The sequence below is a fragment of the Mariniphaga sediminis genome (genome assembly GCF_003573545.1).
Taxonomy (GTDB): domain Bacteria; phylum Bacteroidota; class Bacteroidia; order Bacteroidales; family Prolixibacteraceae; genus Mariniphaga; species Mariniphaga sediminis.
This window is the reverse complement of the sequence record NZ_QWET01000002.1, coordinates 180,735-204,732: the sequence shown is the minus strand read 5'-3', so window position 1 is coordinate 204,732 and position 23,998 is coordinate 180,735. Positions and strand designations below refer to the sequence as shown.

Annotated in this window: 23 protein-coding genes and 1 riboswitch; of the genes, 20 read left to right on the top strand and 3 right to left on the bottom strand. The window is 44.3% G+C overall.

What is annotated here, in order from left to right; genetic code table 11:
* Positions 1-57 precede the first annotated feature (57 nt).
* Positions 58-3,264, bottom strand: a complete 3,207-nt coding sequence (locus D1164_RS03190) for a VPS10 domain-containing protein (protein ID WP_172594323.1) — start codon at positions 3,262-3,264, stop codon at positions 58-60.
* A gap of 517 nt (positions 3,265-3,781) precedes the next feature.
* Between D1164_RS03190 and D1164_RS03185 the strand changes: the two genes are divergently transcribed.
* From D1164_RS03185 to D1164_RS03110, 16 genes are all read left to right on the top strand, one after another.
* Positions 3,782-4,462 (top strand): OmpA family protein, encoded by a 681-nt coding sequence (locus D1164_RS03185; RefSeq protein ID WP_206610907.1) that lies wholly within the window; start codon positions 3,782-3,784, stop codon positions 4,460-4,462.
* Between the two features lie 34 nt (positions 4,463-4,496).
* Positions 4,497-5,129, top strand: a complete 633-nt coding sequence (locus D1164_RS03180) for a porin family protein (protein ID WP_119348492.1) — start codon at positions 4,497-4,499, stop codon at positions 5,127-5,129.
* A gap of 588 nt (positions 5,130-5,717) precedes the next feature.
* Positions 5,718-7,955, top strand: coding sequence for a molybdopterin-containing oxidoreductase family protein (locus D1164_RS03175; RefSeq protein ID WP_119348491.1), 2,238 nt, complete (start codon positions 5,718-5,720; stop codon positions 7,953-7,955).
* Positions 7,952-8,485, top strand: a complete 534-nt coding sequence (locus D1164_RS03170; protein WP_119348490.1) for a 4Fe-4S dicluster domain-containing protein — start codon at positions 7,952-7,954, stop codon at positions 8,483-8,485. Before D1164_RS03175 ends, D1164_RS03170 begins: the two co-directional genes overlap by 4 nt.
* A gap of 11 nt (positions 8,486-8,496) precedes the next feature.
* A complete protein-coding gene (nrfD, locus tag D1164_RS03165; RefSeq protein WP_119348489.1) occupies positions 8,497-9,438 on the top strand; it encodes an NrfD/PsrC family molybdoenzyme membrane anchor subunit in 942 nt (313 codons plus the stop codon).
* A gap of 54 nt (positions 9,439-9,492) precedes the next feature.
* On the top strand, positions 9,493-10,005 hold the full coding sequence (locus tag D1164_RS03160; RefSeq protein WP_119348704.1) for a YeeE/YedE thiosulfate transporter family protein: 513 nt from the start codon (positions 9,493-9,495) through the stop codon (positions 10,003-10,005).
* Between the two features lie 40 nt (positions 10,006-10,045).
* Complete coding sequence (locus D1164_RS03155) at positions 10,046-10,648, top strand: YeeE/YedE thiosulfate transporter family protein (protein ID WP_119348703.1); 603 nt, start codon at positions 10,046-10,048, stop codon at positions 10,646-10,648.
* 55 nt (positions 10,649-10,703) lie between these two features.
* Entirely contained in the window at positions 10,704-11,327 is a 624-nt protein-coding gene (locus D1164_RS03150) for a rhodanese-like domain-containing protein (protein WP_119348488.1), read from the top strand.
* Between the two features lie 18 nt (positions 11,328-11,345).
* Positions 11,346-11,483: riboswitch (molybdenum cofactor riboswitch) on the top strand.
* Positions 11,477-12,208 (top strand): sulfite exporter TauE/SafE family protein, encoded by a 732-nt coding sequence (locus D1164_RS03145; RefSeq protein ID WP_119348702.1) that lies wholly within the window; start codon positions 11,477-11,479, stop codon positions 12,206-12,208. Its footprint overlaps the riboswitch before it by 7 nt.
* A gap of 1 nt (position 12,209) precedes the next feature.
* A complete protein-coding gene (gene mobA / locus D1164_RS03140) occupies positions 12,210-12,752 on the top strand; it encodes a molybdenum cofactor guanylyltransferase (RefSeq protein WP_119348487.1) in 543 nt (180 codons plus the stop codon).
* A gap of 5 nt (positions 12,753-12,757) precedes the next feature.
* A complete protein-coding gene (locus tag D1164_RS03135) occupies positions 12,758-13,276 on the top strand; it encodes a hypothetical protein (protein ID WP_147372005.1) in 519 nt (172 codons plus the stop codon).
* Positions 13,269-14,444 carry a molybdopterin molybdotransferase MoeA gene (locus D1164_RS03130; protein WP_119348485.1) on the top strand — a complete coding sequence of 392 codons (1,176 nt, stop codon included), beginning with the start codon at positions 13,269-13,271 and terminating at the stop codon, positions 14,442-14,444. Before D1164_RS03135 ends, D1164_RS03130 begins: the two co-directional genes overlap by 8 nt.
* The gene (locus D1164_RS03125; protein WP_119348484.1) at positions 14,428-15,228 is read left to right on the top strand and encodes a GTP 3',8-cyclase MoaA; all 801 of its coding nucleotides are present in this window, start codon (positions 14,428-14,430) and stop codon (positions 15,226-15,228) included. Before D1164_RS03130 ends, D1164_RS03125 begins: the two co-directional genes overlap by 17 nt.
* 11 nt (positions 15,229-15,239) lie before the next feature.
* Positions 15,240-15,689, top strand: coding sequence for a cyclic pyranopterin monophosphate synthase MoaC (moaC, locus tag D1164_RS03120; protein ID WP_119348483.1), 450 nt, complete (start codon positions 15,240-15,242; stop codon positions 15,687-15,689).
* A complete protein-coding gene (locus D1164_RS03115; RefSeq protein ID WP_119348482.1) occupies positions 15,686-16,615 on the top strand; it encodes an MOSC domain-containing protein in 930 nt (309 codons plus the stop codon). The genes moaC and D1164_RS03115 overlap by 4 nt, the downstream gene beginning before the upstream one ends.
* Before the next feature lie 109 nt (positions 16,616-16,724).
* Positions 16,725-17,888 carry a sigma-54-dependent transcriptional regulator gene (locus D1164_RS03110; RefSeq protein ID WP_119348481.1) on the top strand — a complete coding sequence of 388 codons (1,164 nt, stop codon included), beginning with the start codon at positions 16,725-16,727 and terminating at the stop codon, positions 17,886-17,888.
* Between the two features lie 15 nt (positions 17,889-17,903).
* Here D1164_RS03110 and D1164_RS03105 read toward each other — a convergent pair whose 3' ends face one another.
* Positions 17,904-18,863 carry a GNAT family N-acetyltransferase gene (locus D1164_RS03105; RefSeq protein WP_119348480.1) on the bottom strand — a complete coding sequence of 320 codons (960 nt, stop codon included), beginning with the start codon at positions 18,861-18,863 and terminating at the stop codon, positions 17,904-17,906.
* 72 nt (positions 18,864-18,935) lie between these two features.
* Positions 18,936-19,784, bottom strand: coding sequence for a 1-acyl-sn-glycerol-3-phosphate acyltransferase (locus tag D1164_RS03100; protein ID WP_206610906.1), 849 nt, complete (start codon positions 19,782-19,784; stop codon positions 18,936-18,938).
* A gap of 243 nt (positions 19,785-20,027) precedes the next feature.
* On the opposite strand from D1164_RS03100, the gene D1164_RS03095 reads away from it, so the two are divergent.
* The 4 genes from D1164_RS03095 to D1164_RS03080 are packed head-to-tail and all read left to right on the top strand — an operon-like array spanning position 20,028 to position 23,996.
* Positions 20,028-20,615, top strand: a complete 588-nt coding sequence (locus D1164_RS03095) for a division/cell wall cluster transcriptional repressor MraZ (RefSeq protein ID WP_147372003.1) — start codon at positions 20,028-20,030, stop codon at positions 20,613-20,615.
* Complete coding sequence (rsmH, locus tag D1164_RS03090) at positions 20,615-21,517, top strand: 16S rRNA (cytosine(1402)-N(4))-methyltransferase RsmH (protein ID WP_119348478.1); 903 nt, start codon at positions 20,615-20,617, stop codon at positions 21,515-21,517. Before D1164_RS03095 ends, rsmH begins: the two co-directional genes overlap by 1 nt.
* Before the next feature lies 1 nt (position 21,518).
* Complete coding sequence (locus tag D1164_RS03085; RefSeq protein WP_119348477.1) at positions 21,519-21,866, top strand: FtsL-like putative cell division protein; 348 nt, start codon at positions 21,519-21,521, stop codon at positions 21,864-21,866.
* 6 nt (positions 21,867-21,872) lie between these two features.
* Complete coding sequence (locus D1164_RS03080) at positions 21,873-23,996, top strand: penicillin-binding protein (RefSeq protein WP_119348476.1); 2,124 nt, start codon at positions 21,873-21,875, stop codon at positions 23,994-23,996.
* The last annotated feature ends 2 nt before the right edge of the window (positions 23,997-23,998 follow it).

Sequence of the window (23,998 nt, the reverse complement as noted above, 5' to 3'; positions counted from 1 at the left end):
GCACCCCGAAAAAGCCCGGCAAAACCGGGCTCTTTATTATTATTTTACTGTTTTGTCTCATTTGTTCCAAACCGGTAGCCTTCCCGGTGTCCAGGGAGCGCTGAGGTTATTCAGTTCAGCTTCTATCTCCGGAATGTCTTGCTCAACAATTTTTTTTAGAGCACTTAAAACCGGCGGAAACTCTTCGGTCAGAATTTCGTAACCTTGTTTCTGTGTTGTAGTAATTCCGCTGGTCGAACCGGCAGTTGCGTGAGTTATTTGTCCCAGCCTGTCGTATAGCGGTACTTGTGCCGGCGGAATCTCTTCCTGACTGGCCCTGGCAGGTACTCCGTTCATTTTAAAGTTTAGTTCTTCCAGTTCCCTGCCCAGTTCCCGGGCTTTGTTCATCAACTGTTGACTGGCATCCGGTGTAGAATAAACAGCCTCTTTGATGTGCTCCACTTTTGAAATTAACTGATCTATAAGGCGGTTGCTTCCTGTCATGGCTACAGCCAGTTTCCCTGCTTTTGCATTAAAAATTACATTCTCCCGGTAATCTGCTGCAGGTAGTGTGGTATGGTTCAGTTTTTTAACAATGAACTCAGTCGGATCGGCCAAATCGGTCAGTTCTCCTTCATGCCAGAGTTTCATGTCAACTGAATAGGTTCCCGGCAGCACCAAAATTCCATTTCCCGGGGTTTCTTTTTTTGCCGGATTAAAGCGTTTTTCCACCCGGACAGCAACCGGCATTTCATAGCGAAGATCCCAGGTAATGCGGTTAATCCCTTTTGCGGGAGATTGCGTAAGACGGCGCACAACGTTGTTCCCTTCATCGTAAACGGTAAAAATGAGGTGAGAGGGCTCTGCCTTTTCTTCCAGTTGCAATTCGCGCCACGAAGGTTGGGGAATGGGTTTCCCGGCTTCGAAAAGTTCTTTTTCCTTTTCTTTCCGAAGGTTCATTTTTGTTTTCGGAATTTCTTTCAGGTAATAGGTAAATGTTGCTCCAAAAGGGGGATTGGGTGCTTTGTAGTAGGTGTCTCCTTGGTTGCTTTTGTTGCTGGTCTGGATGTACATCAGGGCATCTTTTATTTCAAAAAGCCGGGCTTCCTGTTCTACCATTTTTTCAGAGATTTTACGCAGTGGACTGTAGTCGTCAAGAATATAAAAGCCGCGTCCGAAAGTGCCCAGAATTAAATCATTTTCCCGTTCCTGGATGGCAATGTCTTTTACGGCAATGGTAGGAATACCCGATTTCAATTGTGTCCAGTTTTCTCCATTGTCGATGGTGAAGAAGAGCCCAAATTCAGTTCCTGCAAAAAGTAGTTCCGGACGAATATGATCCTGGGTAATCGTATGCACGGTTCCGTTTTCCGGCAAGTTGCCACTGATGTTTCTCCAGGTTTTGCCTTTGTCAGTACTTTTATAAATGTAGGGTTTGAAATCATCATTTTTCAGGTTGTCGAAGGTGGCAAATACAATGTTTTCGTCGAAACGATCGGGCCAGATGTCACTCACGTAGGTGTATTGGGGAACACCGGGAAACGATTTTATCTGTGTCCAGGTTTCACCTCCGTCCTCAGTAACTGAGATAACGCCGTCATCGGTGCCTGCAAAAAGAAGCCCTTCTTTTACTGAGGATTCCGCGAGAGAAACGATGGTGCCCCACAAGGAAGTGGATACATCTTTTACCACAGCCCCGGCTGGCCAGTATTTACCCATTACAGGGAAACTGTTGCGGTCGACCTGAGCGGTGAGGTCGTCGCTTATAACTTCCCAGGTGTTTCCCCGATTATCACTTCTGAAAACCCTATTTGCAGCGAGATACAAACGTGTTCCTTTGTGCGGGCTTACAAACATGGGCGCATTCCAGTTCCATTTGTAGGTAAGCTCACCCATTTTTTCACGGGGTTTAATATTCACCTCTTCGCCACTTTTTTTATCGTAACGGTAAAGGTTCCCGTACTGGTATTCCGTATAAACAATGTCCGGATTGTCCGGGTCGGTGGCAATCCAGAAGCCGTCGCCACCCAAAGTAACGTACCATTCGTCGTTAATGACCCCGTCCTTGGTAATGTTCCTTGAAGGTCCCCCCATCGTGTTGTTGTCCTGGGTTCCTCCATATACATTGTAAAATGGTTCGGCATTGTCTGTCTGGACACGGTAAAACTGGGTTACCGGCAGGTTTTCTTTAAAATCGAAGGTGGCTCCTGCATCCCAGGTTTCGTAAATTCCCCCGTCACCGCCAATGATAAAATGATCGGTGTCAGCCGGGTCAATCCAAAGTGCATGGTCATCCACGTGGCGGGTGCGGATAGGAATATTGGTCCAGGTTTTACCGCCGTCTGCCGTCACTTTCGAAACGGTTTCTACTGAGTAAACCTTGTCTTTGTTTACCGGGTCACAGTATATTTCATTGTAGTACTGTCCGCTGGAGTGGTGGTCGCTCATTTTCTCCCAGCTTTCGCCTTTGTCAGTCGAGCAGAAAAAACCACCTTTTCCTTCAGCAGCCTCCACAATCAGGTAAACTATGTTGGGGTCGGCTGATGATACATCAATACCCATGCCTCCCATGTGCACGGAGGGAAGTCCTTTGGTAATTTTTCGCCAGGACTCGCCGGCATCAGTCGATTTATACACAGCCGACTCAGGGCCGCCGCCAATTTTTGTAAACGAAGTACGCCGCCGCTGCTCCGAAGTAGCGTACATAATATCCGGGTTTGTGGGATCCATCTTTACATTGTTTACGCCGGTATGTTCACTGATTTCGAGTACCTTTTTCCAGGTTTCACCTCCGTCAGTGGTTTTATACAAGCCACGGTCTCCTCCCGGCCCCCAGGCCGAACCTTCGGCAGCCACAAAAACAATGTTCGAATTACGTGGGTCAATAACAATTCCCCCAATCTGACGGCTTTCTTTCAGTCCCATGTTTTTGAACGATTTTCCGCCGTCCAACGATTTGTAAATGCCGTCGCCATAGCCGAGAGCACGCTGGTGATTGTTCTCCCCTGTGCCTACCCAAATTACATTGTGATTGTTCGGGTCCATTTCCACATCGCCAATGGAGTAAGCGCCGTACTTGTCAAATACAGGTTCCCAGGTAGTTCCGCTGTTCGTCGTTTTCCAAACATTTCCGCTGGCAACCCCAACATAATATTCTTTCGGATTATGCGGATTTACGGCGAAATCGGCTATCCTTCCGCTGGCCCATGCCGGCCCGATGCTGCGAAATTTTAATCCGCTCACCAATTCATTGGTAATAAGCGTATCTCCTTCTTCTTTGTTCATCTTCTCTTGCTTTTTTGCCATAGAAACTGAACCGACAAAAAGGAAGCATAAAAGTAACAGTGAAGTAATTTTTTTCATGATTATAGTTTTAGCAGATTTAAATATCGGGACTTTTTGTTGTAAACAAGTTGAAAAATACAATGTTTATGAATAGTTCAACAGGACTATTATCACAAAACCTGAATATTTTTCGGTTTAAAACTGTTATTGAAAGGGGGGATTTATCCCCATTGTGGATAGTATAGGTACCAGAAGTGTTGGTAATACATAACTGGATGATTTGGTTTTTTTAGTGATTTGTGTTTAATCCTTTGTTAAATAACACATTAAAATGCGTCCGGGATTTTGTTGAGAGTACTTGATGGCATAATGATATTATGGACAGGAGGCGATTATAAATAATAATGGTTTAGATAAAAACATGATTATGATTTTTTAAAATAGTCCTTCTGAAAGAAATGGAAATGACAGTTTAGAAAAAACAATGATAAAGAGAAAACTTTTAAATGATGTAGAAATGAAAAAAATGAGTGTAAACTACAAAGCACGAAGAAGCTTTATTTTTTTGTTGATTGCAGTATTTTCTTTTGGATGTAATACCTCCAGAACATTGAGAGGTGGAGCTATTGGAGCAGGTGCGGGTGGAACCCTTGGAGGGCTCATTGGTTCCAAATCGGACAATACAGCAAAAGGCGCTATCCTTGGCGCAGTTATCGGAGGAACAGCCGGGGCATTGATTGGTAAATACATGGACAAGCAGGCCGCAGAGCTCGAACGGGATTTGGAGGGGGCAACTGTAGAGCGTGTAGGGGAAGGGATTAAGATTACTTTTGATTCCGGGATACTATTCGGTTTTGATTCGTCTTCGCTTACGGCAGAATCAGAAAAGAATATTGCAGAACTTGCCCAGACATTACAAAAGTATGACGATACCAATGTTTTGATTGAAGGACACACCGACAGCAAAGGGGCAGAAAGTTATAACCAGGAACTTTCGGAACGAAGGGCAAATTCCGTCTCCGGGAGGTTGAAAAGTCTGGGAGTGGGTAGCTCTCGCATAAATGAAGTGGGTTATGGTGAAACCCAGCCGGTAGCCGACAATTCAACGGAGGCAGGCCGGAGCCAGAACCGGAGAGTGGAGGTGGCCATATTTGCCAATGAAAAACTGAAAAGAGCTGCTAAAAACGGGCAGATTTAAAATAACCGAGATTTAAACTTGTAAGTAATTTATTATGAAAAAGATATTAGTTGCTGTATTGATAGGAGGGATATTATTTGTATCGAATTTGTCTGCTCAAAATTCGGATTTTGGCGCCAAAGGGGGTCTTAATTTTTCGAATATGACTGTCAGCGGGAATAACGATGAAAACCTGAAACTCGGTTTTCATGTGGGGGTGTTTGATAAAATCAGCATCTCTGAGTCTTTTGCTATTCAACCCGAATTACTTTATTCGGTAAAAGGGTTTAAATATAATTTTGATAACGTTGTTTTTGCGGATGGAGAAGCAAAGTTCAACCTGCGTTATATTGACCTCCCGGTTAAACTGGTGTATAATCTGTCACCCGACTTTGAATTTCAATTCGGACCGTATGTCAGTTACCTTTTAAAAGCAAAAGTTAAAACAGACGCCGAAGTGATGGATTTTTTCGATATTGATTCTGATGGAGAACTGGATCGTGCGAATTTCAGGCCGTTTGATATGGGTTTATCAGCCGGATTGGGATTTAATTTAGACCCTTTTTTGCTGGGGTTTAATTATAATGTAGGGTTAACCAGAGTGGCAAAAGAGAACAGGCCGGCAGAAGAAATAATTGGCGATGCCCGCAATACCGTTATTCAGGTTTATGCCGGAATAAGATTTTAAACCCGTTGAAACCTTCAGGGCAAGGAAGAATTTAATTCTTGTTTTGCCTTTGATTGTTAAAGAAAGCTTCCTTTTTCAGGGAAGCTTTTTTTATTCTTTTTCATTACTGTCCGGGGGAAAAATGATAATCGGGCTAAAGCCCCCGTTTTTATTGGGTATGCATGCATAGCCCCGGCTTTAAAGCCGGGGGTAATAGATAGGAGATCCGGTAAACGGGCTTTAGTCCAATTATTATAGTACTATAATTAAGTTGTTTAGTGTAAATAATATCACCAACACAATAAAATTATCTTTTAACCGGACACTAATGATTCTTTTTTTTTGAAATGTTTATTCATATATTATTGTCTTTTGTTCTTTTATTGTCGTCTTAATTCATACCTAAAAGTCTGATTTTTTCTTCTTTAGAATCAATATATATAACGAAAGAATGCCGTAAAACATATTGTTTTATGTTATTGTTAATGAGTCGTTTGTGCGCGTTTTTGGCTGGTGTACTTCCTATGTTTACTTTTTTATATTTGTATATATAGATATTTGGATAATTTTGTATGAGAATTGTTCGATTTGTTTAAAAATAAGTAATATATGTCAGCTTCAAGACGTGATTTTATAAGGATTACTTCATTAAGTGCAGCAGGCCTTATTTTTGGAGGCCAATATGTCCATTCAGCCGTGAAAGCTCTCAGACAGGAAGGAATAGGAGGAAGCAGCGATCCGCTGCGTACGCCGACCTATTGCGAAGTCTGTTTTTGGCAATGTGCCGGTTGGGTACATAAAAATGAAGAGGGAAAGATTAAAAAAATTACGGGGAATGATGATGACCCGAATTGTAACGGCCGGCTTTGTCCACGCGGAACTGGCGGCGTAGGAATGTATTACGATGAAGACAGGCTGAAAACTCCCCTGATACGTGTTACCGGGAAGGACGGAAAGCAAACGTTTAAAGAAGTTTCCTGGGACGAGGCTTTTGATTTTATTGCAGAAAAGCTTCAAAAAATTAAAAAAGAACATGGCCCGGAGTGTACCGCATTATTTACGCATGGTTCCGGCGGTCATTACTGGGGTGATTTGTTAAAAGCATTTGGCTCGGGGAATATTGCCGCTCCATCCTATTCTCAGTGTCGTGGCCCGCGGGAAGTAGCATTTATTGCAACTTTTGGCGATGGTCTGAATTCACCCGAACCACTCGACATTCGCGATACAAGATGCCTTGTGTTAATTGGTTCGCACCTGGGGGAAAACATGCACAACGGGCAGGTGCAGGAGATGTCGGATGCCATTGATAACGGCGCTTCCATTATTACTGTGGACCCGCGATATTCAACAGCGGCCAGTAAATCGAAGTTCTGGCTGCCCATAAAGCCGGCAACAGATATTGCGCTTCTGCTTTCCTGGATCAGAGAAATCATCAACAACGAGTGGTACGATAAAAAATATGTGGAACAATATACTTACGGTTTTGAAGAGCTGAAAAATTATGTACAGCCGTTTACGCCGGAATGGGCCTACGGAATTACAACTATCAAACCCGATCAGATCAGAGAAACAGCCCGTGAAATGGCTAACGCAGCTCCTTCAGTAATTATCCACCCCGGGAGGCATGTAACCTGGTATGGAGACGACACCCAGCGTTTGAGGGCCGTTGCCATATTAAATGCGTTGCTCGGGTCGTGGGGACGAAGAGGTGGTTTTTATATTCCCGATAAAATGGGATTACCTGCATATCCGCACCCTCCATTCCCAAAACCTTCCCGCACATGGCGGGAGGCTATGGGTGGAAAATACAAGCTGGCTGATTTGGCCCTCGCTTCAGGGGTTTGCGATGCAACGATTCCTTCACCGGAACTGGATTGCAACATTAAAGGGTGGATTGTTAACGGTACCAACCTGATTATGACCCTGCCCGATCAGAAAAAAACAATTGACGCCATCAATAACCTGGACCTTTTGGTCGTGGTCGATACAATGCCGATGGAAATTACAGGCTATGCCGATGTGGTTCTTCCCGAATGTACCTACCTTGAAAGGTGGGATGATTTGAGAGTGGCCCAGGGGCGGAATCCCAGCATTGCACTCAGAATGCCGGCAACAGAGCCGAAATACAATTCCAAACCGGCTTACTGGATGGCCAAAGAAGTTTCCAAAAGATTGGGCCTTGAGGAATATTTTGGCTGGGATACTTTTGAGGAAAAACTCGACTGGCAGTTGAAACAGGTAGGTTCTTCGCTGGAAGAGATGAAGCGGCTTGGGGTAAAGAATTTGCCACGGGAATATGGTAATTTATTTTTCGAGGAAGGGGAAGATGTTGATTTTTATACCAATACAGGTAAAATTGAGTTGTATTCCACTGCTTTTGAAGCTGAAGGGTTCGACCCGTTTCCGGTTTACACTCCTCACACAGAACCTCCTGCTGGTTATTACCACTTAAATTACGGAAGGGCGCCAATGCATACTTTTAGTCGCACTGCAAATAATCCCAACCTTACGGATTTGATGGATGAAAACACCGTTTGGGTGAATCCTAAAGTAGCCAAAGAGTGGGGAATTAAAAACGGGGAGCCTGTTTATTTACAAAACCAGGACGGTGTTGTTTCTGACTTTCAGGTAAAAGTGCGCGTAACGGAGCGCATCCGGTTCGATTCCGTATATATAGTCCACGGGTTTGGCCATGCCGATAAAAAGCTGAGCCGCGCATACGGGAAAGGAGTGAGTGATTCCCAACTAATTACCCGGGTTTTAATGGATCCGGTTATGGGGGGTACCGGTATGAGAGGAAATTTTGTCACATTCAGGTTTGAAAAAGAAAGCGAGGTGAAGTCATGAGATATGCAATGGCCATCGATACCAAAAAGTGTGTAGGTTGTTCGGATTGTGTGGTTGCCTGTCAGACCGAAAACGATGTTCCGATTGGGTATTGCCGCGACTGGATCGTGGAAATTACTGATGGAACCTATCCGCAGCTTGAAACCGAAATCCGTTCCGAAAGGTGTAACCACTGCGATAATGCTCCCTGTGTCAGGTGCTGTCCCACCGGGGCCAGTCATTACGAAGCCGGGGGAATTGTAACGGTCACACACAATAAATGTATTGGTTGCGGGGCATGTATCGTAAGTTGTCCTTACGATGCGCGGTATTCACATCCGGAAGGATATGTGGATAAATGTACCTTTTGCCTGCATCGGATTAAGAAGGGGCAGCAGCCCGCCTGTGTGGAGGTTTGTCCGACAAAATGTATGTACTTCGGCGACCTGGACGACCCGAACAGTGATGTTTCAAACGTGCTGAAAAAGAGAAAACATAAAACCTTGATTCCTGAAGCAGGAACAAAACCTCATGTGTATTACCTGATTTAAAACCAAAGAATATGAGAGAAGAAATTATAACATCAGGAAGATTAAATCCGAATATAGATCCCCATCTGGAGATTTGGCACTGGCATATTCCGCTGTATCTTTTTTTGGGTGGGTTGGCTGCCGGCATCCTCTTTTTTGCCAGCCTTTATACGGTTTTGGGGAAAGAGAATAAGTACATCGGAGCTGTTCGCCGGGCTCCTGTAATTGTGCCGTTTTTGCTGATAATCGGACTGGCTGCTTTGTTTCTCGACTTGCGGCACAAGCTTTACTTCTGGCAGTTGTACACCACCATTAAAATACAGTCACCCATGTCATGGGGAGCCTGGACTTTAATGGCTATTACACCGCTTTCTTTTGCCTGGGTTGCCATTCATATCAGGGAATTTTTTCCTAATTGGGACTGGAAATGGACCCTGCTGAAAGAGTTGGAGAAATTCCTGGTGAAGTATAAAAAAATCCTGGCCTGGATCATTTTATATTTTTCAGTTATTCTTGGAATTTACACCGGTATTTTATTCTCCGCATTTAATGCCCGGCCACTGTGGAATACATCCATTTTAGGACCGTTGTTTCTTGTTTCGGGGCTTTCTGCAGGGTCGGCCGTTATCATTCTTTTTTCAAGAAGAAAAAGGGAGCGTATCAATTTTGCCAAAATCGATATCATGCTTATTGGTATTGAGCTCTTTCTAATCGTTCACATGTTTATGGGATTTTTGGCAAGTACAGAAGTTCAGATCGACGCAGCCAATTTGTTTTTAGGCGGACCTTACACCGCTCCTTTCTGGATTTTTGTAGTGATAATCGGGATGATTTTGCCAGCAGTTCTTGAATTTCTGGAACTCAAAAAGTTTCATATTCCGGTGATAATTCCGGTGATTTTGGTGCTCTTTGGCAGCTTAATGCTCCGGTTTGTCATTGCCTATGCCGGACAAATGAGCCGCTGGCTTTATTAGCTTGAATAGTGTTTAGTAGAAAATAAATAAGTTTTTATAAAAGATATCATGATTATGAAACAGAAAAAATACATGAACCCTTATCTCGGGGGAGTACTGTTAGGGCTTGTTTTGATTGTGGCTTTCTGGGTTTCCGGAAGAGGCCTGGGGGCAAGTGGTGCGGCAAAAAGCGCCCTTGTTGCAGGAATGAATACGGTTGCTCCAGCACACGCTGGAAATTCAGCTTTTTACAGCGATTACCTGGAGTCTCATCCAAATCCGCTAAGTCAGTGGCTTGTTTTTGAAATGCTGGGGCTGGTGGTAGGAGGTTTTGTTTCCGGGGCCATTGCCGGCCGCCTAAAATTTAAGGTGGAAAAATCGCCGAAAATTACCAACAAAACCAGGATAATATTTGCGGTTATTGGCGGTGTATTCTTTGGTTTTGGATCGCAGTTGGGGCGTGGTTGTACCAGTGGCTCTGCCCTTACCGGCATGGCGGTGCTTTCGGTAAGCGGCTTTTTGTCGATGGCGGCTATTTTCGGAACCGCTTTTGCCCTGGCTTACTTTGCCCGGAAATTATGGATTTAATTCACACATTGTTGCATTTACTCATTCAAAAATCATAAAAATGGGACCACTAATTGTAAACGGAATAATTTCAGAAAATACCAATTTATTTTTGGCATTTATTATCGGAATCGGGTTTGGTTTTGTACTCGAGTCCAACGGATTTTCCTCCAGTCGCAGGCTGGCCGGAATGTTTTATGGTTACGATACCACCGTGTTAAAAGTATTCTTTACTGCGGCCCTTGTGGGGGCGGTCGGACTACTCTTTATGAGCCTTTTTCACTGGATAGATTTAAGCTACATTTATATTAACCCAACCTATCTTTGGTCCACCCTTGGGGGCGGAGTCATTATGGGGGCCGGTTTTATTCTTGGCGGCTACTGCCCCGGTACATCCTTTTGTGCAGCCTCCATCGGAAAGATTGATGCCCTGGCTTTTATTGGCGGAATGTTTATCGGCATTTTTATTTTTGCCGAAGGATATCCACTTTGGGAGAATTTTTATTATGCCAAATTTCTTGGCGCGCCTCTTTTGAGCGATATGCTGGGAGCTTCCCGCGGATTGCTGACATTACTTGTGATTCTGGTTGCTCTTGGAATGTTTTGGGTTGGCGAGTGGGCTGAGAGAAGATTTGCCCGCGACGATTATACACTGAACCAATAATTGGCTCAACTGTTTTTATGTTTTGAATATTCGTTTAAAACCAAAAATTAGCAAAATGAAAGCAAGAATAATATTAGCATCTGTATTGATCCCTTTGGGATTGATAATTGCTGCTGTGCCGGAAAATACGACGAAACCGTATAAATTAACAGCCGGCCAGTTGCTTGAGGAGGTAAAAAGCGGGACCCAGTTTATCGGGCCGGATCAAGTGGCCGATATGATCATTTCAAAAGATCCTTCTTTGCAACTGATTGATGTGCGAAGCGCTGCGGAGTATGACCAGTTCAGGCTTCCCAATGCGATGAACATTCCGCTGGTTGATATTTTAAATCCTGAATGGGAAGGGTATGTCAATCAGGATGTTAAGTTGAATGTGTTTTATTCAAACGGAACAAATGCTGCCAACGAAGCCTGGATGATTACCCGCCAGCTGGGCTATAAAAATAACTACGTTTTACAGGGAGGATTAAACTATTGGGTAGAGACGGTTATGAATCCGGAAGCGCCTGAAAGCGCCAGTCCCAACGAAGAGTTTTTAAAATATAACCTACGCACGGGAGCAGGAATGGCATTGGGTGGAAAAGCGGTCGATACGGCCCAGCCCCTTGAAGCGCCGAGTGCTCCGAAGCCGTCTGTTCAAAAAAAGGAAAGAAAAAAAGGCGTTCAGGGTGGATGTTAAGTAACATCTGATATTTTTGTTGATTGTGTTCTCCGAGTTTGTCAGTCCTAAACTCAGGCAGGGATGATAAACCGACGGGATAGGCTGGAAACAGCGTATCCTCCCGAGTTCGAAGTATTTTTGAATGAATTGGAAAGGAGAAAAGCCAAATGGAGTATGGAATTGTTTTTTATGCGCTAATTTTTGTAACGGCCATATTGTACTCATCCGTTGGGCATGGTGGTGCCAGCGGGTACCTTGCCATTATGGCTATTTTTGCTGTTTCTCCCGAAAACATGCGCGCTTCGGCCTTAATTCTTAACCTGTTTGTGGCCGGTATTTCTTTTTATTCTTATTACAGAGGAGGGTTTTTCAGGTTAAAATTGCTCCTTCCGTTTATTGTGCTTTCTGTTCCCATGTCATTTTTGGGAGCCCGGCTCCAAATCAATCCTTCCACCTATAAAATAATTCTGGGAATCTTTTTGTTGATTGCCATTACCCGCATGTTGTTTGCAGCGAGGAAGCCGGTAGATACAAAACCGATAAACATTCCGGTTGCGCTGGCCATTGGAGCTTTCCTCGGGTTCTTTTCGGGGTTGATAGGAATTGGCGGCGGGATAATCCTGAGCCCCATTCTTTTGTTACTCCGTTGGGCCACCATAAAAGAGACGGCAGCTGTTTCAGCCATTTTTATTTTTTTGAATTCTGCCAGCGGAATAGCAGGTTTGGTTTCGCGCGGCGGAATGAACCCGGTAGCTGAAATTTATATCCTGATTGCGCTCGGTATAGGCGGAAGTTTAATTGGCTCCCACATGGGAAGGGCCCGGCTGACTTCCCTGAAATTAACCTATTTGCTGGCCGCTGTGTTGCTTTTTGCCAGTTTTAAACTTTTTTATTTTTGAAATGGAACTGACAGCAATCATACTGGCGGGCGGAAAAAGCTCACGCATGGGGCAGGATAAAGGACTGATGATTTATCGTGGAAAACGATTCGTCGAGAATGCCATAGACGCCTGCTCAAAAATAGCTTCGGGTATTTTGATAAGCGCGAATAATTCGGAATACGATGTTTTAGGATACGAAACGGTTCGGGATAATTATGAAGGCTTAGGTCCTATTGGCGGACTGGAAGCTGCGCTTTCCCGTTCAAAAACTTCTGACAATATTGTTTGTCCGTGCGATATGCCTGGTATTCACGCCGGTCTTTTTAAAAAAATTCTTCATAAAAAAGGGGATAACCATGCTGTGGTTGTTGCCCGTGGCGATGGCAAAATTTTCCCGGTTTTGGGATACTATAATAAATCAGCGCTTCCTGTCATCCGCGCCCAAATAGAAAAAAAAGACTATAAACTACAAAGCCTGCTGGAAAAACTTGGCGCCAAAACGGTAATGGTTTTAGAGGACGAGGCGCTTTTGAATGTTAATTATCCGGAGGATGTGAAATGAAATACATGCCAAACATATTGATTGTGAAGGGGAGTGGCCGGAATGTGGGCAAAACTGTTTCTGCCTGCCAGATTATCCGGCAATTGGCTGAAAGTCATGCTCCTGTCGGAATCAAAATTTCTCCGCATTTTCATCGTTTAGATGAGAAACAGAAATTTATTCATTTCTCACCCGATTTTGTAATTGTGGAAGAGCGGAATATTAATGGGAAAGACAGTTCAAGAATGTTGCAGGCAGGTGCAAAGAAAGTATTTTACATTCAGGCTAAAAATGACTATTTGCCGCAGGCGGTGGAAATGGTTTTACAACAGATAAATTCCATAAATCCTGTGGTGATTGAGTCAGGAGGGTTGTATGATTTTTGGGAGCCAGGCCTGCTGGTGTACATTGAGGGGGAGGAACTAAAAAAGGAAAGTAATATCAGGCCTCATTCAACGGTGATTCGTTTGTCTTCCGGTGAGGCGCAGAATTTTGACTGGAAGAAGGTTCATTTTAATAACGGAAAATTTACTATCGATGCTTGAATATAAAACGGCGCTGGAGCGTATTCTTTCAACAGCGAAAGAGATGCCGGCAGAAAAGGTTGATTTACAACATGCGCTTAAACGGGTTTTGGCGGAGGATGTTTTTCACGATATGGATATGCCGCCGTTTAACAAATCGGCTATGGACGGTTTTGCCTGCCGAAGAGCCGACTTGAGCAATGAACTTGAAGTGGTTGAAACCCTATTCGCCGGTAAGCTGCCGGAAAAAGCCCTGTTGAAAAACCAGTGTTACAAAATTATGACAGGTGCAGTGGTTCCTGAGAGTGCCGACTGTGTCTTTAAAAAAGAAGATGCAGCATGGGTTGCGCCGGGTAAGGTTATTTGTAAAAACCAGTCTACCGGCAATAATATTTGTTACCAGGGCGAAGATATCAAAAAGGGGGAGAAGGTGCTGGCGAAATCAACCTTGATTTCAGCGAGGCATTTACCGGTGCTGGCTGGCGCAGGAGTGGCCCGTCCTTTGGTTTTTGGACGACCCGACGTAGCTGTTTTTGCCACCGGAACCGAATTGGTTGAACCCGATGCAAAACCACGCTCTTTTCAAATCCGGAATTCCAATTCGTCGCAACTGCTTGCCCAACTGGCTGAAATGAAAATTCAGGCCGGTTATGGCGGGATTATTCAGGATGATGAGCCTGTTCTTTTGGAGAAGATTTCAGAGGCATTGAATAACAGCAGGGTGGTTATTCTTACCGGTGGTGTTTCGGTGGGGGATTTCGACCTGATTCCCGATGTGCTAACAAAGCAGGGGTTTGATATTCTTGTTACAACCACGGCCATAAAACCGGGGAAACCCATGATTTTTGCCCGGAAAGGAGGCAATTATTGTTTCGGATTGTCAGGGAATCCGGTGTCCTCTTTTGTGCAGTTTGAATTGTATGTAAAACCATTTTTATTTGCCCTAATGGGGCACAGGTTTCAAACTGAAATTTTAACATTGCCGCTGGGGAAAGAAATGAACCGGAAAAAATCGGACCGGATGGATTTTGTGCCTGTAAATATTGGGGCTGAAATGGAAATTATTCCGGTTGAATTTCATGGTTCGGCGCATATCAATGCATTGAGCGGGGCTACCCACTTGCTGGAAGTGCCCAAAGGTGTTAACGCAATAAAAAAAGGGGAACGGGTAAATGTTCGATCGATATAACCGAAATATTACTTACCTGAGGATATCTGTAACTGACAGATGTAACCTTCGCTGCATTTATTGCATGCCCGAAGGGGGGATAGACTTGCTCAAACGGGATGAATTGCTGAGTTTGGAGGAGATTACCGACGTGGTTAAGGTTGGGGCAGAACTGGGGATTAAAAAAGTGCGTTTAACCGGAGGTGAACCCTTGGTTCGAAAGGGAATTGTGGAATTGGTGGAACGGATGAACCGGATTGAAGGGATTGAGGAAATAACCATGACAACCAACGGTGTGTTGCTGTCCCGGTTTGCCGGGGAATTGAAAAAAGCCGGTTTGAGACGGGTCAACATCAGTCTTGATTCGGTGTCTCCCGGGCAGTATAAAGAAATAACCCGCGGCGGTGAGCTGGAAGATGTATTTGCCGGGATTCAGGCAGCGAAAAAGGCCGGACTGACCCCTGTCAAATTAAATATGGTAAAGCTCAGTAACGGCGACAATCAGCAGACGGAGCAGATAAAAAAATTTGCTGCCGAAGAAGGCCTTCAGTTAAGGTTTATTACGCAAATGGACTTGCGGACGGGTGAATTTTCGCAAGTGGAAGGGGGCGACGGAGGAAACTGTGTTGTCTGTAACCGCTTGCGGCTCACGGCAAACGGAATGATAAAACCCTGCCTTTTTAGCAATAAAGAGTTCAGTATTAAAGAACATGGAATTAAGGAGGCGTTTCTGCTGGCATTGAATGCAAAACCCAAAAAAGGTGTATTGAATAGCAAAAGTAGTTTTTATAATATAGGCGGATAATAAAACATAAAATGGCAGATACATTTTCACATTTAAATGAAAAAGGCGAGGCCAGCATGGTAGATGTTGGGGAAAAGCCTGACCAGAAGAGGATGGCCAGAGCCTCAGGAAAAATATTTTTACAGCCTCAAACGCTGAAATTGATTAAGGCCGGTTCCATTGAAAAGGGAGATATCTGTGCTGTTGCCCGGATAGCCGGAATTCAGGCGGCAAAAAATACGTTTACCCTCATCCCGTTGTGCCACCAGGTACCGCTATCCAAAGTCTCAGTTGATTTTGAAATGGAGGATGATGGTATCAGAACAACGGCAATAGCAAAGTGTACCGGGAAAACAGGGGTGGAAATGGAGGCTTTAACCGCAGTGAATGTGGCGTTACTGACCATTTATGATATGTGTAAGGCCGTGGATAAACAGATGGTAATGAGTGAAATTAAACTTCTGGAGAAGCATAAAAAATGATTCAGGTAACCATAAAATCTCTCAATCTTTCAGAAAAGAAGGGCACCGTAAAAACACCGGTCGGTTCGGTTGAAATTACAGAAACCGGGGTGAAGGATGATGCTCATGCAGGGCACTGGCACCGGCAGGTCAGTTTGCTGGGCACTGAAAGTTTAAAAAAAGCAGAGGAACAAAATAACCGTACGTTTCAGTACGGCGACTTTGGCGAAAATATAACAACCGAGGGGCTTGAGCTTTATAAAGCCAATATCCTCGACCGGTTTCAGGCGGGAAATGTTATTCTGGAAGTGACGCAGATTGGTAAAAAATGCCACAAAGGCTGTGAAATAATGAAGATTTCCGGGAATTGTATTATGCCGGTTGAAGGAATATTTTGCCGGGTGATTCAACCCGGGGAACTCCGGGTAAACGATGTTTTACAGTACATTCCCAGGCAAATAAAGATTGCGGTAATCACGTTGAGCGACAGGGCGTACAAAGGGATTTATGAAGACAAAAGCGGCCCTTATGTTACCAAAATGCTTAACGATTTTTTCGGGGAAGCTAACCGGCCGGTGACTGTGGAGCAAATCTTAATTCCGGACGATGAGACAATGCTGGAAAATGAACTGAACCGGGCGGTGGAAAATGAGGCGGATATTATTGTAACTACCGGTGGAACAGGAATTGGCAGCAGGGACATTACCCCGGATGTGGTAAAGAGGTTGCTTGACAAAGAAATTCCGGGCATTATGGAGCTGATTCGTTACAAATACGGGTCTGTAAAACCGAATGCACTTTTGAGCAGAAGTATCGCAGGCGTAAAAGGGAAATCATTGATTTATGTGCTGCCCGGAAGCGTAAAGGCTGTAAACGAATACCTTACTGAAATTATACCAACACTCAATCATTCGATACGAATGGTGAACGATGTCGACGTGCATTGAGTTCCCTTTCGTGATTTGATTTTTTCTTTAGTCAATTTTTTTATTTGCCCTTTTCCTGTTGTTATTTGTTTCGGGGAACTTATTTTTGTAACTCATTAAAGAACTGATTATGTCAAAAATTCTTGTAATCGATGACGAACGGAGCATTCGTAATACGCTGAAAGATATTCTGGAATACGAAAAATATGAGGTTGATTTGGCCGAAGACGGGAAGAAGGGGCTGGAAATGGTAAAACATACCGAGTACGACATTATTCTTTGCGATATTAAGATGCCCGGCCTTGACGGAATTGAAGTGCTGGAGCAGTTAAATACCCAGGCCGTGGATTCACCGGTGGTGATGATTTCCGGTCACGGGAATATTGATACGGCTGTGGAGTCCATAAAAAAAGGCGCTTACGATTTTATCGAAAAACCGCTCGATTTAAACCGCCTGCTCATTACAATCCGTAATGCCATGGATAAATCAACGCTGGTAAATGAGACAAAAATTCTCAAAAAGAAAGTCAGTAAAAAATTTGAAATTATTGGCGAGTCTCCGGCCATAAAGAAGGTGATAGAAATGGCGGATCGCGTGGCGCCTACCGATGCCCGGGTTTTAATTACCGGCTCCAATGGAACAGGTAAAGAACTGGTTGCCCGGCGTATTCACGATCAGAGTGGACGAGCTTCCGGGCCGTTTGTGGAGGTGAATTGCGCGGCAATTCCTTCCGAGTTAATTGAAAGCGAACTGTTCGGCCATGAAAAAGGTTCGTTTACTTCGGCCGTGAAACAGCGCAAAGGAAAATTTGAACAGGCAAACGGAGGTACTCTTTTTCTTGATGAAATTGGGGACATGAGTCTTTCGGCCCAGGCTAAGGTGTTGCGCGCACTTCAGGAAAATGTTATTTCTCGGGTGGGCGGCGATAAACACATCAATGTTGACGTACGGGTGGTAGCGGCCACCAATAAAAATATTTCTGAAGAAATAGAAAAAGGGCAGTTCCGGGAAGACTTGTACCACCGGCTGAGTGTCATTCTCATTCATGTGCCGTCGCTTAACGAGCGATTGGAAGACATCCCATTGCTGGCAAACCACTTTGTGGACGTTATCTGCGGTGAATATGGAATGCCCGAAAAATCGGTTGCCAAAGATGCCATAGATGAATTGCAAAAGATAAATTGGACCGGAAACATCCGGGAGTTCCGGAACGTGATCGAACGATTGATTATTCTGTGTGACAAACAAATTACCGGCGAAGACGTTCAGAAATTTGCCGCTCCGTTAAAATAACCCGAAATAATCAGGTTATTCCGGCGTGCCCCATTCGTCGTTTTCCTTGTTCTGGATATACGTTTCGATGTGGCGATCGTACTTCACCTCATAAATATCTTTAAGCGTAACGATAATTCCGGTTTCAAGTACTCCTCCGAATTTCTCATTCGTAGCAGTTCCAAACGTTTTCATCGATGGTGAGAGGTTCATGTACGCATTTATCAGCGGCGGTACATTTTCGCCAAATCGCCGTACGGCCTGCGTCAGAATACGGTAGTCTTCACTGTAGTCCTGCCCGGTAAAAACAGATTTCATTGCCTCTTCATCGTAGTTAAATTCTACCGGATTTTTCGGGTACACAAGATTCTCCTTGTCGCGGAAGTATTTTTTAAAGAAGTATTGAATCAGGTTCCGGGCTTCGTTGTGAAAATGGGAATACATGGTAACTTTCCCGAAGAAATATTCGATTTCTGAATGATCGACTGTCAATGCCCCCAATCCATCCCACAGGTTATCGAGAGCGAAAAGCGCTTTGGCTCCTGCTTTACTCGACTGGTAGGCTGGCTGAACAAAAGAACGCCCCAACTCCAGGGTGTGCGGCAAATATTCTTTTATAAATTTTTCAGAAAGATGAAATAGCCTCGAAGTGGCCATCTGAACCTCTCCGTTGGCGTCAACGGGCACTTCCCCGCAAAGCATGTACCGGTATCCGCCAAGAATTTCCTGGGCTTCAGGGTCCCAAACTATTAGTTGTTTGTAGGGGTATTCTGCTGTGTCGTAATTGTCGATGTCGGTGTCCTTTCCGGTGCCGCCACCAGCGTCTCTGAAGGTCAGTTCTCGCAAACGGCCAATTTCATGCATCACAGAAGGCGAATTGTGGTGGGTTACCACATAAATTTCATTCCCTCCTTTGTTTGTTTTTCTCAGCAATCTGTCGGGCGTCAGCTCGGCAATAATCTGTTCCTTAGGAAGCGGTGCAACAATATCTTTCATTAAGTCATCTTTTAAATGAAAACGGAGTGCAAAATTAAAAAAATTGAATTACAATGAATCTGCTCTCACCTATTAATTTGTATTAGCCATAATGCCAGGTAGTTGGTAGGCTTTTTCTTTTACCCATTCTGCCCATTGCTGGTGTGTTTTGGAGCGATCGAAGGTGGAATAAGGGATTGGTTTGCCAAAATAAATGTGCACATCGGTATTGCGATGCCGCATGGTTTCGTCCGGCAAAAAGAACATTTCAAGGTTCCATTTAATATGGAGGAATTTCCGAAGATTGGCCAGCCTGTAAAACCGATTTGAGTTCCGGCCCCCAACAAAAACCGGAATAACATCGCGTTTGTATTGGACGGCCTTGGTAATAAAGTGCTTCTTCCATTCCAAATCAATAATTTTTCCCTTGATTCTTCTGGATGCTAATCCTGAGGGAAAAATAAGGATTTGTGCGTCAGAGTTGTAGGCCTCATTTAACAGCATTGCAGCCATGCGGCTGTGTCCTCCATGTTTGTTTACGGGAACAAACAAATCCCGCAGTTGGGGAATGGCTAGCAAAACGTCATTGCTCAGAAATTTCGGGTTTCCAAGTTTTTCATCTACTGTTTTTAGCAGAAGCATGCCATCGAATCCACCCAGCGGATGGTTGCTGGCAAAAATGAAGCGTCCTGATTCAGGGATGTTTTCCAATCCGTAAAGATGCACCTTTACGTTGAATTCGGTAACTACCTGATCAACAAAGTCGCTACCTGTTAAATGTCCGTGCCTTTTCAGCAGGTCGTTTACAAAATCAATGTGCATAATACGGTTAAAGTACCGGTAAACAAATCCGGGTATTATTGGGGCCAGTGCAGGGCTCTTTGATGCGAATAATTCCCTGATATTTATGGGTTTAAAATCAGTTATTATGCCTTTTTTCACTGTCGTTTTTTATGCAATTAAATAAAAATCGGGAACAAAGTAAAGGGAATAGGAAATCATTTCCGGCTTTTAAGATGAATTTTTTTGTTTTTCCTCTACATCTTAACCTTTAAGTAATTCTTTTTAACGGTTTTGGACAAGCTAAACAGGAGTTATTAACGGGTGTTGAAAAATGGGTTGTTGAAAATAATTTACTGTAAATGTGTTCGTTGGTTTATTTGTGCATGTGGAAATGAAAAGTTTTTGAACAGATCATCAACATTTTTTCAACAAATATATCCAGGGGAGTGTAGTGGAATAAAGTGGAATGAAGTGGAATATTTTGGAATAAATTCTTACTTTTACCTCGACGAACAATGCTTTTTCGCAAAAATGACAGAATTTACAGGAACATATAACGCAACCATCGATGATAAAGGACGCATTGTGCTTCCTTCTGCCTTCAAAAAGGAGATGGGTGAACTGGCGCTGGAGTCCCTGGTTATTGAGCGAAATTTGTTCAAGGATTGTCTTGATATTTACCCCGAACGGTTTTGGAAAGACAGGGTAGCTGCTTTCAAGAGCACACTCGACCCGTTTGACGAAGAGGACGATGAATTTCTTCAGTTTTTCTACGAAAATTTTATCAAAGTGGGAATGGCGGCCAACGGGCGCATCAATATTCCTTCCGACTACTTCAGTTACGGGAAACTGAAAAAGAATGTGCGGTTGATTGGAATGGGGCTTTCCATCCGGATGTGGGATGTAGATGTTTACGAAAGTCAACGCATGGACAAAGCAACTTTTGCCCGGCGGTTTAAAGAGAAAAGAAAGAGTAGAACAACGGAATAATGACTAACCCGTATCACATACCGGTGATGCCGGGAGAAAGCATTCAGGGGTTGAATTTGTTTCCCGGCGCGCAGGTGGTCGACGCCACCTACGGTGGGGGAGGTCACTCCCGGCTCATCCTGCAACAACTGGGCAACGGGCGGCTGTTTGCCTTCGACCAGGATGAGGATGCTGCCGGCAATGTGATACACGATGACCGGCTTTTTTTTATACGGCATAATTTCAGGTACCTCCGTAATTTCCTGCGGTTTTATAATGTTGAGTCGGTGGATGCCATTTTTGCCGATCTGGGTGTATCCTCTCACGACTTTGATGTGCCTGACCGTGGGTTCTCCTTTCGTTTTGACGGGGACCTCGATATGCGAATGAACCGGAATGCAACCCTTGATGCAGCACAGGTAATTAACAGTTACAGTGCCGAACAACTGGTCTTTATTTTTAAAATGTATGGCGAAATAAAGAATGCGGGAAGGTTAGTTCAGGAGATATTGAAAGAGAGAAACCGGCAGCCGGTAAAAACAACCGAACAACTGAAGGAGATTGTTTCACACCACGCTCCCCGTGGGAATGAGAATAAATACCTGGCGCAGGTGTTTCAGTCGCTTCGTATCGAGGTGAATGATGAAATGGAGGCATTGAAGGATTTTTTGCAGGCTACTCTTGATTTTATTAAACCGGGAGGAAGGTTAGCGGTAATTACCTACCACAGCCTGGAAGATCGGATTTGTAAGAATTTTATGAAGTCAGGAAATTTTGAAGGAAAGGTTGAAAAAGATTTTTATGGAAATGTAAAAAGTCCTTTTCTGTTAATAAACAGAAAGGTAATTACTCCGCAGCCGGATGAGATAGAACGTAATGTGAGGGCACGGAGTGCAAAATTACGTATTGCTGAAAAGATATAATATGGCAGAAAAAACGGGAAATAGCAGAAAAAAAGGCGGAATGAAATCGTTTCTCGGGGGGACTATCCTCACCGATGACCGGTTTACCCAGCAATTGCCGTTTCTGGGATTGTTGGCATTTTTTGCGTTGGGGCTCATTACAAACCGTAACTGGTCGGAACGAACCATCCGGCAAATTGAGATAGTTCAGGATACGCTAGATGAGTTACGTTCCGAGTCGATTACCATGTCGGCAAAACTGATGGATGCCAGCAGGCCGTCGGAAGTATTGGAAAAAGTGCAGCAGGCCGGAATAGAGTTGGAAGAAACGGTGAGGCCACCGCAAAAAATCATCGTTCCCAAAAAGTAAAGCAGAATGGAAATCAGAAAATCAATAGTATCACGCATAGCAATTCTCTACTTTTTCCTGATGTTATTCGGGATGGTGGTGATTTTTAAGATGATTTCCGTACAGCAGATTAAAAATGAACGCTGGGAAAAGATTGCAAAAAATCTGAAAGAGAATACGGTTACAATTGATCCGAACCGTGGAAATATTTGTGCCGAAGACGGGAGTGTGTTGGCTACTTCTGTTCCCGGATATTATGTGCGAATTGACCTGGCTGCTGAAGGAGTAAAACGGGTGTACAGCGAAGAAAGTGATTCGCTGGCATATTATCTTTCCCGGTTTTTTAAGGATGCCTCAAGAGCCGAATACAACAGAAGACTGAATGCTGCCTATCGGGCAAAAAACCGGGGGTTTATGCTTACTCCGCGTAAGGTCGATTTTCAGGAGCTTAAACAAATCAAAAAGTTCCCTATTCTGCGCAGGGGGCGTTTTGGCGGCGGAATGATCATTGAGCAGGAGAATCAACGGGTTGCCCCATTGGGGTCTTTGGCCCTTCGTACCATTGGTGACCTTAATAAAGGGGCGTACGGCGGGGTGCATGGTAACATCGGTTACACCGGATTGGAAGGCGCTTACGAACAGTACCTCAAAGGGAAAGAAGGTATCAGCTACCGCGAAAACCTTTCGGGAAGATGGGTAACGCGCACTGAGATTGAGCCACAAGATGGAATGGACATTTTTACTACCATTAATGTAAAAATGCAGGATATTACGGAAAGTGCCCTGCGGCGAAACCTGGAAAAGAATGACGCCGATTGGGGAACAGCTATCCTCATGGAGGTGAAAACCGGGGAAATTAAGGCGATTGCCAACCTGGGAAAAGAAAATGGTGAATATGCCGAAAATTACAATTATGCATTAGGCAACCAGGGGTGTTACGAACCGGGCTCTACCTTCAAACTTGTTTCGTTGATGGCTGCCATGGAAGACGGAATAATTGATACCAGTGATGTATACGATACCGGAAGTGGTGTGTGGAAATACCGCGGACGCACTATTTACGACAGTGACTACCGTTATGGTGGTCACGGAGAAATGACTGTAAAACAAATTTTTGAAAAGTCTTCCAACGTAGGGGTGGCTAAAATTATCATCTCTGCTTACGAAGGAAATCCGAAAAAATTTGTGGATCGCATTTACGGGTTTGGGTTGAATAAGCCACTTGGCCTGGAAATAAAAGGCGAGGGCCAACCATTTTTTAAGTACCCGGGCGATTCCGACTGGTGGGGAACCACACTGGCCTGGATGTCATACGGATATGAATCGAAAATGACACCACTGCAAGTATTGACTTTTTACAATGCTGTGGCCAATAATGGGAAGATGTTGAAACCCCGGCTTGTGAAAGAAATAAGAGAGAATGGGGTGCTGGTTAAAGAGTTTAAGCCGGAAGTGTTGAACCCTATGATTGCCACCAGTGAAACGGTAGGGCAGGCACAAAAGATGCTGGAAGGAGCTTGCGAAAACGGAACCGGGCGTTCACTGCGGAATCCGTGGTTTAAAATTGCCGGAAAAACAGGAACAGCCCAGGTGGCTACCGGACAGGGAGGATACCAGAAAGGAATGTACCTTGCTTCGTTTGCCGGATATTTTCCTGCTGACGATCCGGAATATTCAATCATTGTAACCATAAATAATCCACGCGGAGGCGCCTATTACGGAGGATCGGTTGCCGGACCGGTTTTTAAAGAAATTGCCGAGCGGGTGTATGCCATTCGGAGTCTCTTTAAAGAGCCGGAGGAAGATCCCGAAAATCCGGAAGCTCCGGTTTTTCCTGAAATTAAAAAGGGAGGTTCTGAAAATATTATCCGCATTGCAGAGGAATTGAACATTCGGAATATAACCGGTAAGCCGGTTACCCCGCTGGTTACCGTTAAAAAGTCAGACAACGGACTGGTTCTCGATGAGCTGGAAATTCCGGAGGGAAAAGTTCCCGATGTGCGGGGAATGGGAGCCAGCGATGCCATTTTTATTCTTGAAAATGCAGGGCTACGGGTGAGAATTGATGGGATTGGCAAAGTAAAATCACAATCGTTGCAACCGGGGGCCGCTTTTTCCCGGGGGGCACAGGTATATCTTACATTAGGTTAAAA

What these genes read in the sequence shown, in the direction of transcription:
- D1164_RS03190 (WP_172594323.1), bottom strand. Translation starts at nt 3,264, where the DNA reads ATGAACAAAGAAGAAGGAGATACGCTTATTACCAATGAATTGGTGAGC.
- D1164_RS03185 (WP_206610907.1), top strand. Translation starts at nt 3,782, where the DNA reads ATGAAAAAAATGAGTGTAAACTACAAAGCACGAAGAAGCTTTATTTTT.
- D1164_RS03180 (WP_119348492.1), top strand. Translation starts at nt 4,497, where the DNA reads ATGAAAAAGATATTAGTTGCTGTATTGATAGGAGGGATATTATTTGTA.
- D1164_RS03175 (WP_119348491.1), top strand. Translation starts at nt 5,718, where the DNA reads ATGTCAGCTTCAAGACGTGATTTTATAAGGATTACTTCATTAAGTGCA.
- D1164_RS03170 (WP_119348490.1), top strand. Translation starts at nt 7,952, where the DNA reads ATGAGATATGCAATGGCCATCGATACCAAAAAGTGTGTAGGTTGTTCG.
- nrfD (WP_119348489.1), top strand. Translation starts at nt 8,497, where the DNA reads ATGAGAGAAGAAATTATAACATCAGGAAGATTAAATCCGAATATAGAT.
- D1164_RS03160 (WP_119348704.1), top strand. Translation starts at nt 9,493, where the DNA reads ATGAAACAGAAAAAATACATGAACCCTTATCTCGGGGGAGTACTGTTA.
- D1164_RS03155 (WP_119348703.1), top strand. Translation starts at nt 10,046, where the DNA reads ATGGGACCACTAATTGTAAACGGAATAATTTCAGAAAATACCAATTTA.
- D1164_RS03150 (WP_119348488.1), top strand. Translation starts at nt 10,704, where the DNA reads ATGAAAGCAAGAATAATATTAGCATCTGTATTGATCCCTTTGGGATTG.
- D1164_RS03145 (WP_119348702.1), top strand. Translation starts at nt 11,477, where the DNA reads ATGGAGTATGGAATTGTTTTTTATGCGCTAATTTTTGTAACGGCCATA.
- mobA (WP_119348487.1), top strand. Translation starts at nt 12,210, where the DNA reads ATGGAACTGACAGCAATCATACTGGCGGGCGGAAAAAGCTCACGCATG.
- D1164_RS03135 (WP_147372005.1), top strand. Translation starts at nt 12,758, where the DNA reads ATGCCAAACATATTGATTGTGAAGGGGAGTGGCCGGAATGTGGGCAAA.
- D1164_RS03130 (WP_119348485.1), top strand. Translation starts at nt 13,269, where the DNA reads ATGCTTGAATATAAAACGGCGCTGGAGCGTATTCTTTCAACAGCGAAA.
- D1164_RS03125 (WP_119348484.1), top strand. Translation starts at nt 14,428, where the DNA reads ATGTTCGATCGATATAACCGAAATATTACTTACCTGAGGATATCTGTA.
- moaC (WP_119348483.1), top strand. Translation starts at nt 15,240, where the DNA reads ATGGCAGATACATTTTCACATTTAAATGAAAAAGGCGAGGCCAGCATG.
- D1164_RS03115 (WP_119348482.1), top strand. Translation starts at nt 15,686, where the DNA reads ATGATTCAGGTAACCATAAAATCTCTCAATCTTTCAGAAAAGAAGGGC.
- D1164_RS03110 (WP_119348481.1), top strand. Translation starts at nt 16,725, where the DNA reads ATGTCAAAAATTCTTGTAATCGATGACGAACGGAGCATTCGTAATACG.
- D1164_RS03105 (WP_119348480.1), bottom strand. Translation starts at nt 18,863, where the DNA reads ATGAAAGATATTGTTGCACCGCTTCCTAAGGAACAGATTATTGCCGAG.
- rsmH (WP_119348478.1), top strand. Translation starts at nt 20,615, where the DNA reads ATGACTAACCCGTATCACATACCGGTGATGCCGGGAGAAAGCATTCAG.
- D1164_RS03085 (WP_119348477.1), top strand. Translation starts at nt 21,519, where the DNA reads ATGGCAGAAAAAACGGGAAATAGCAGAAAAAAAGGCGGAATGAAATCG.
- D1164_RS03080 (WP_119348476.1), top strand. Translation starts at nt 21,873, where the DNA reads ATGGAAATCAGAAAATCAATAGTATCACGCATAGCAATTCTCTACTTT.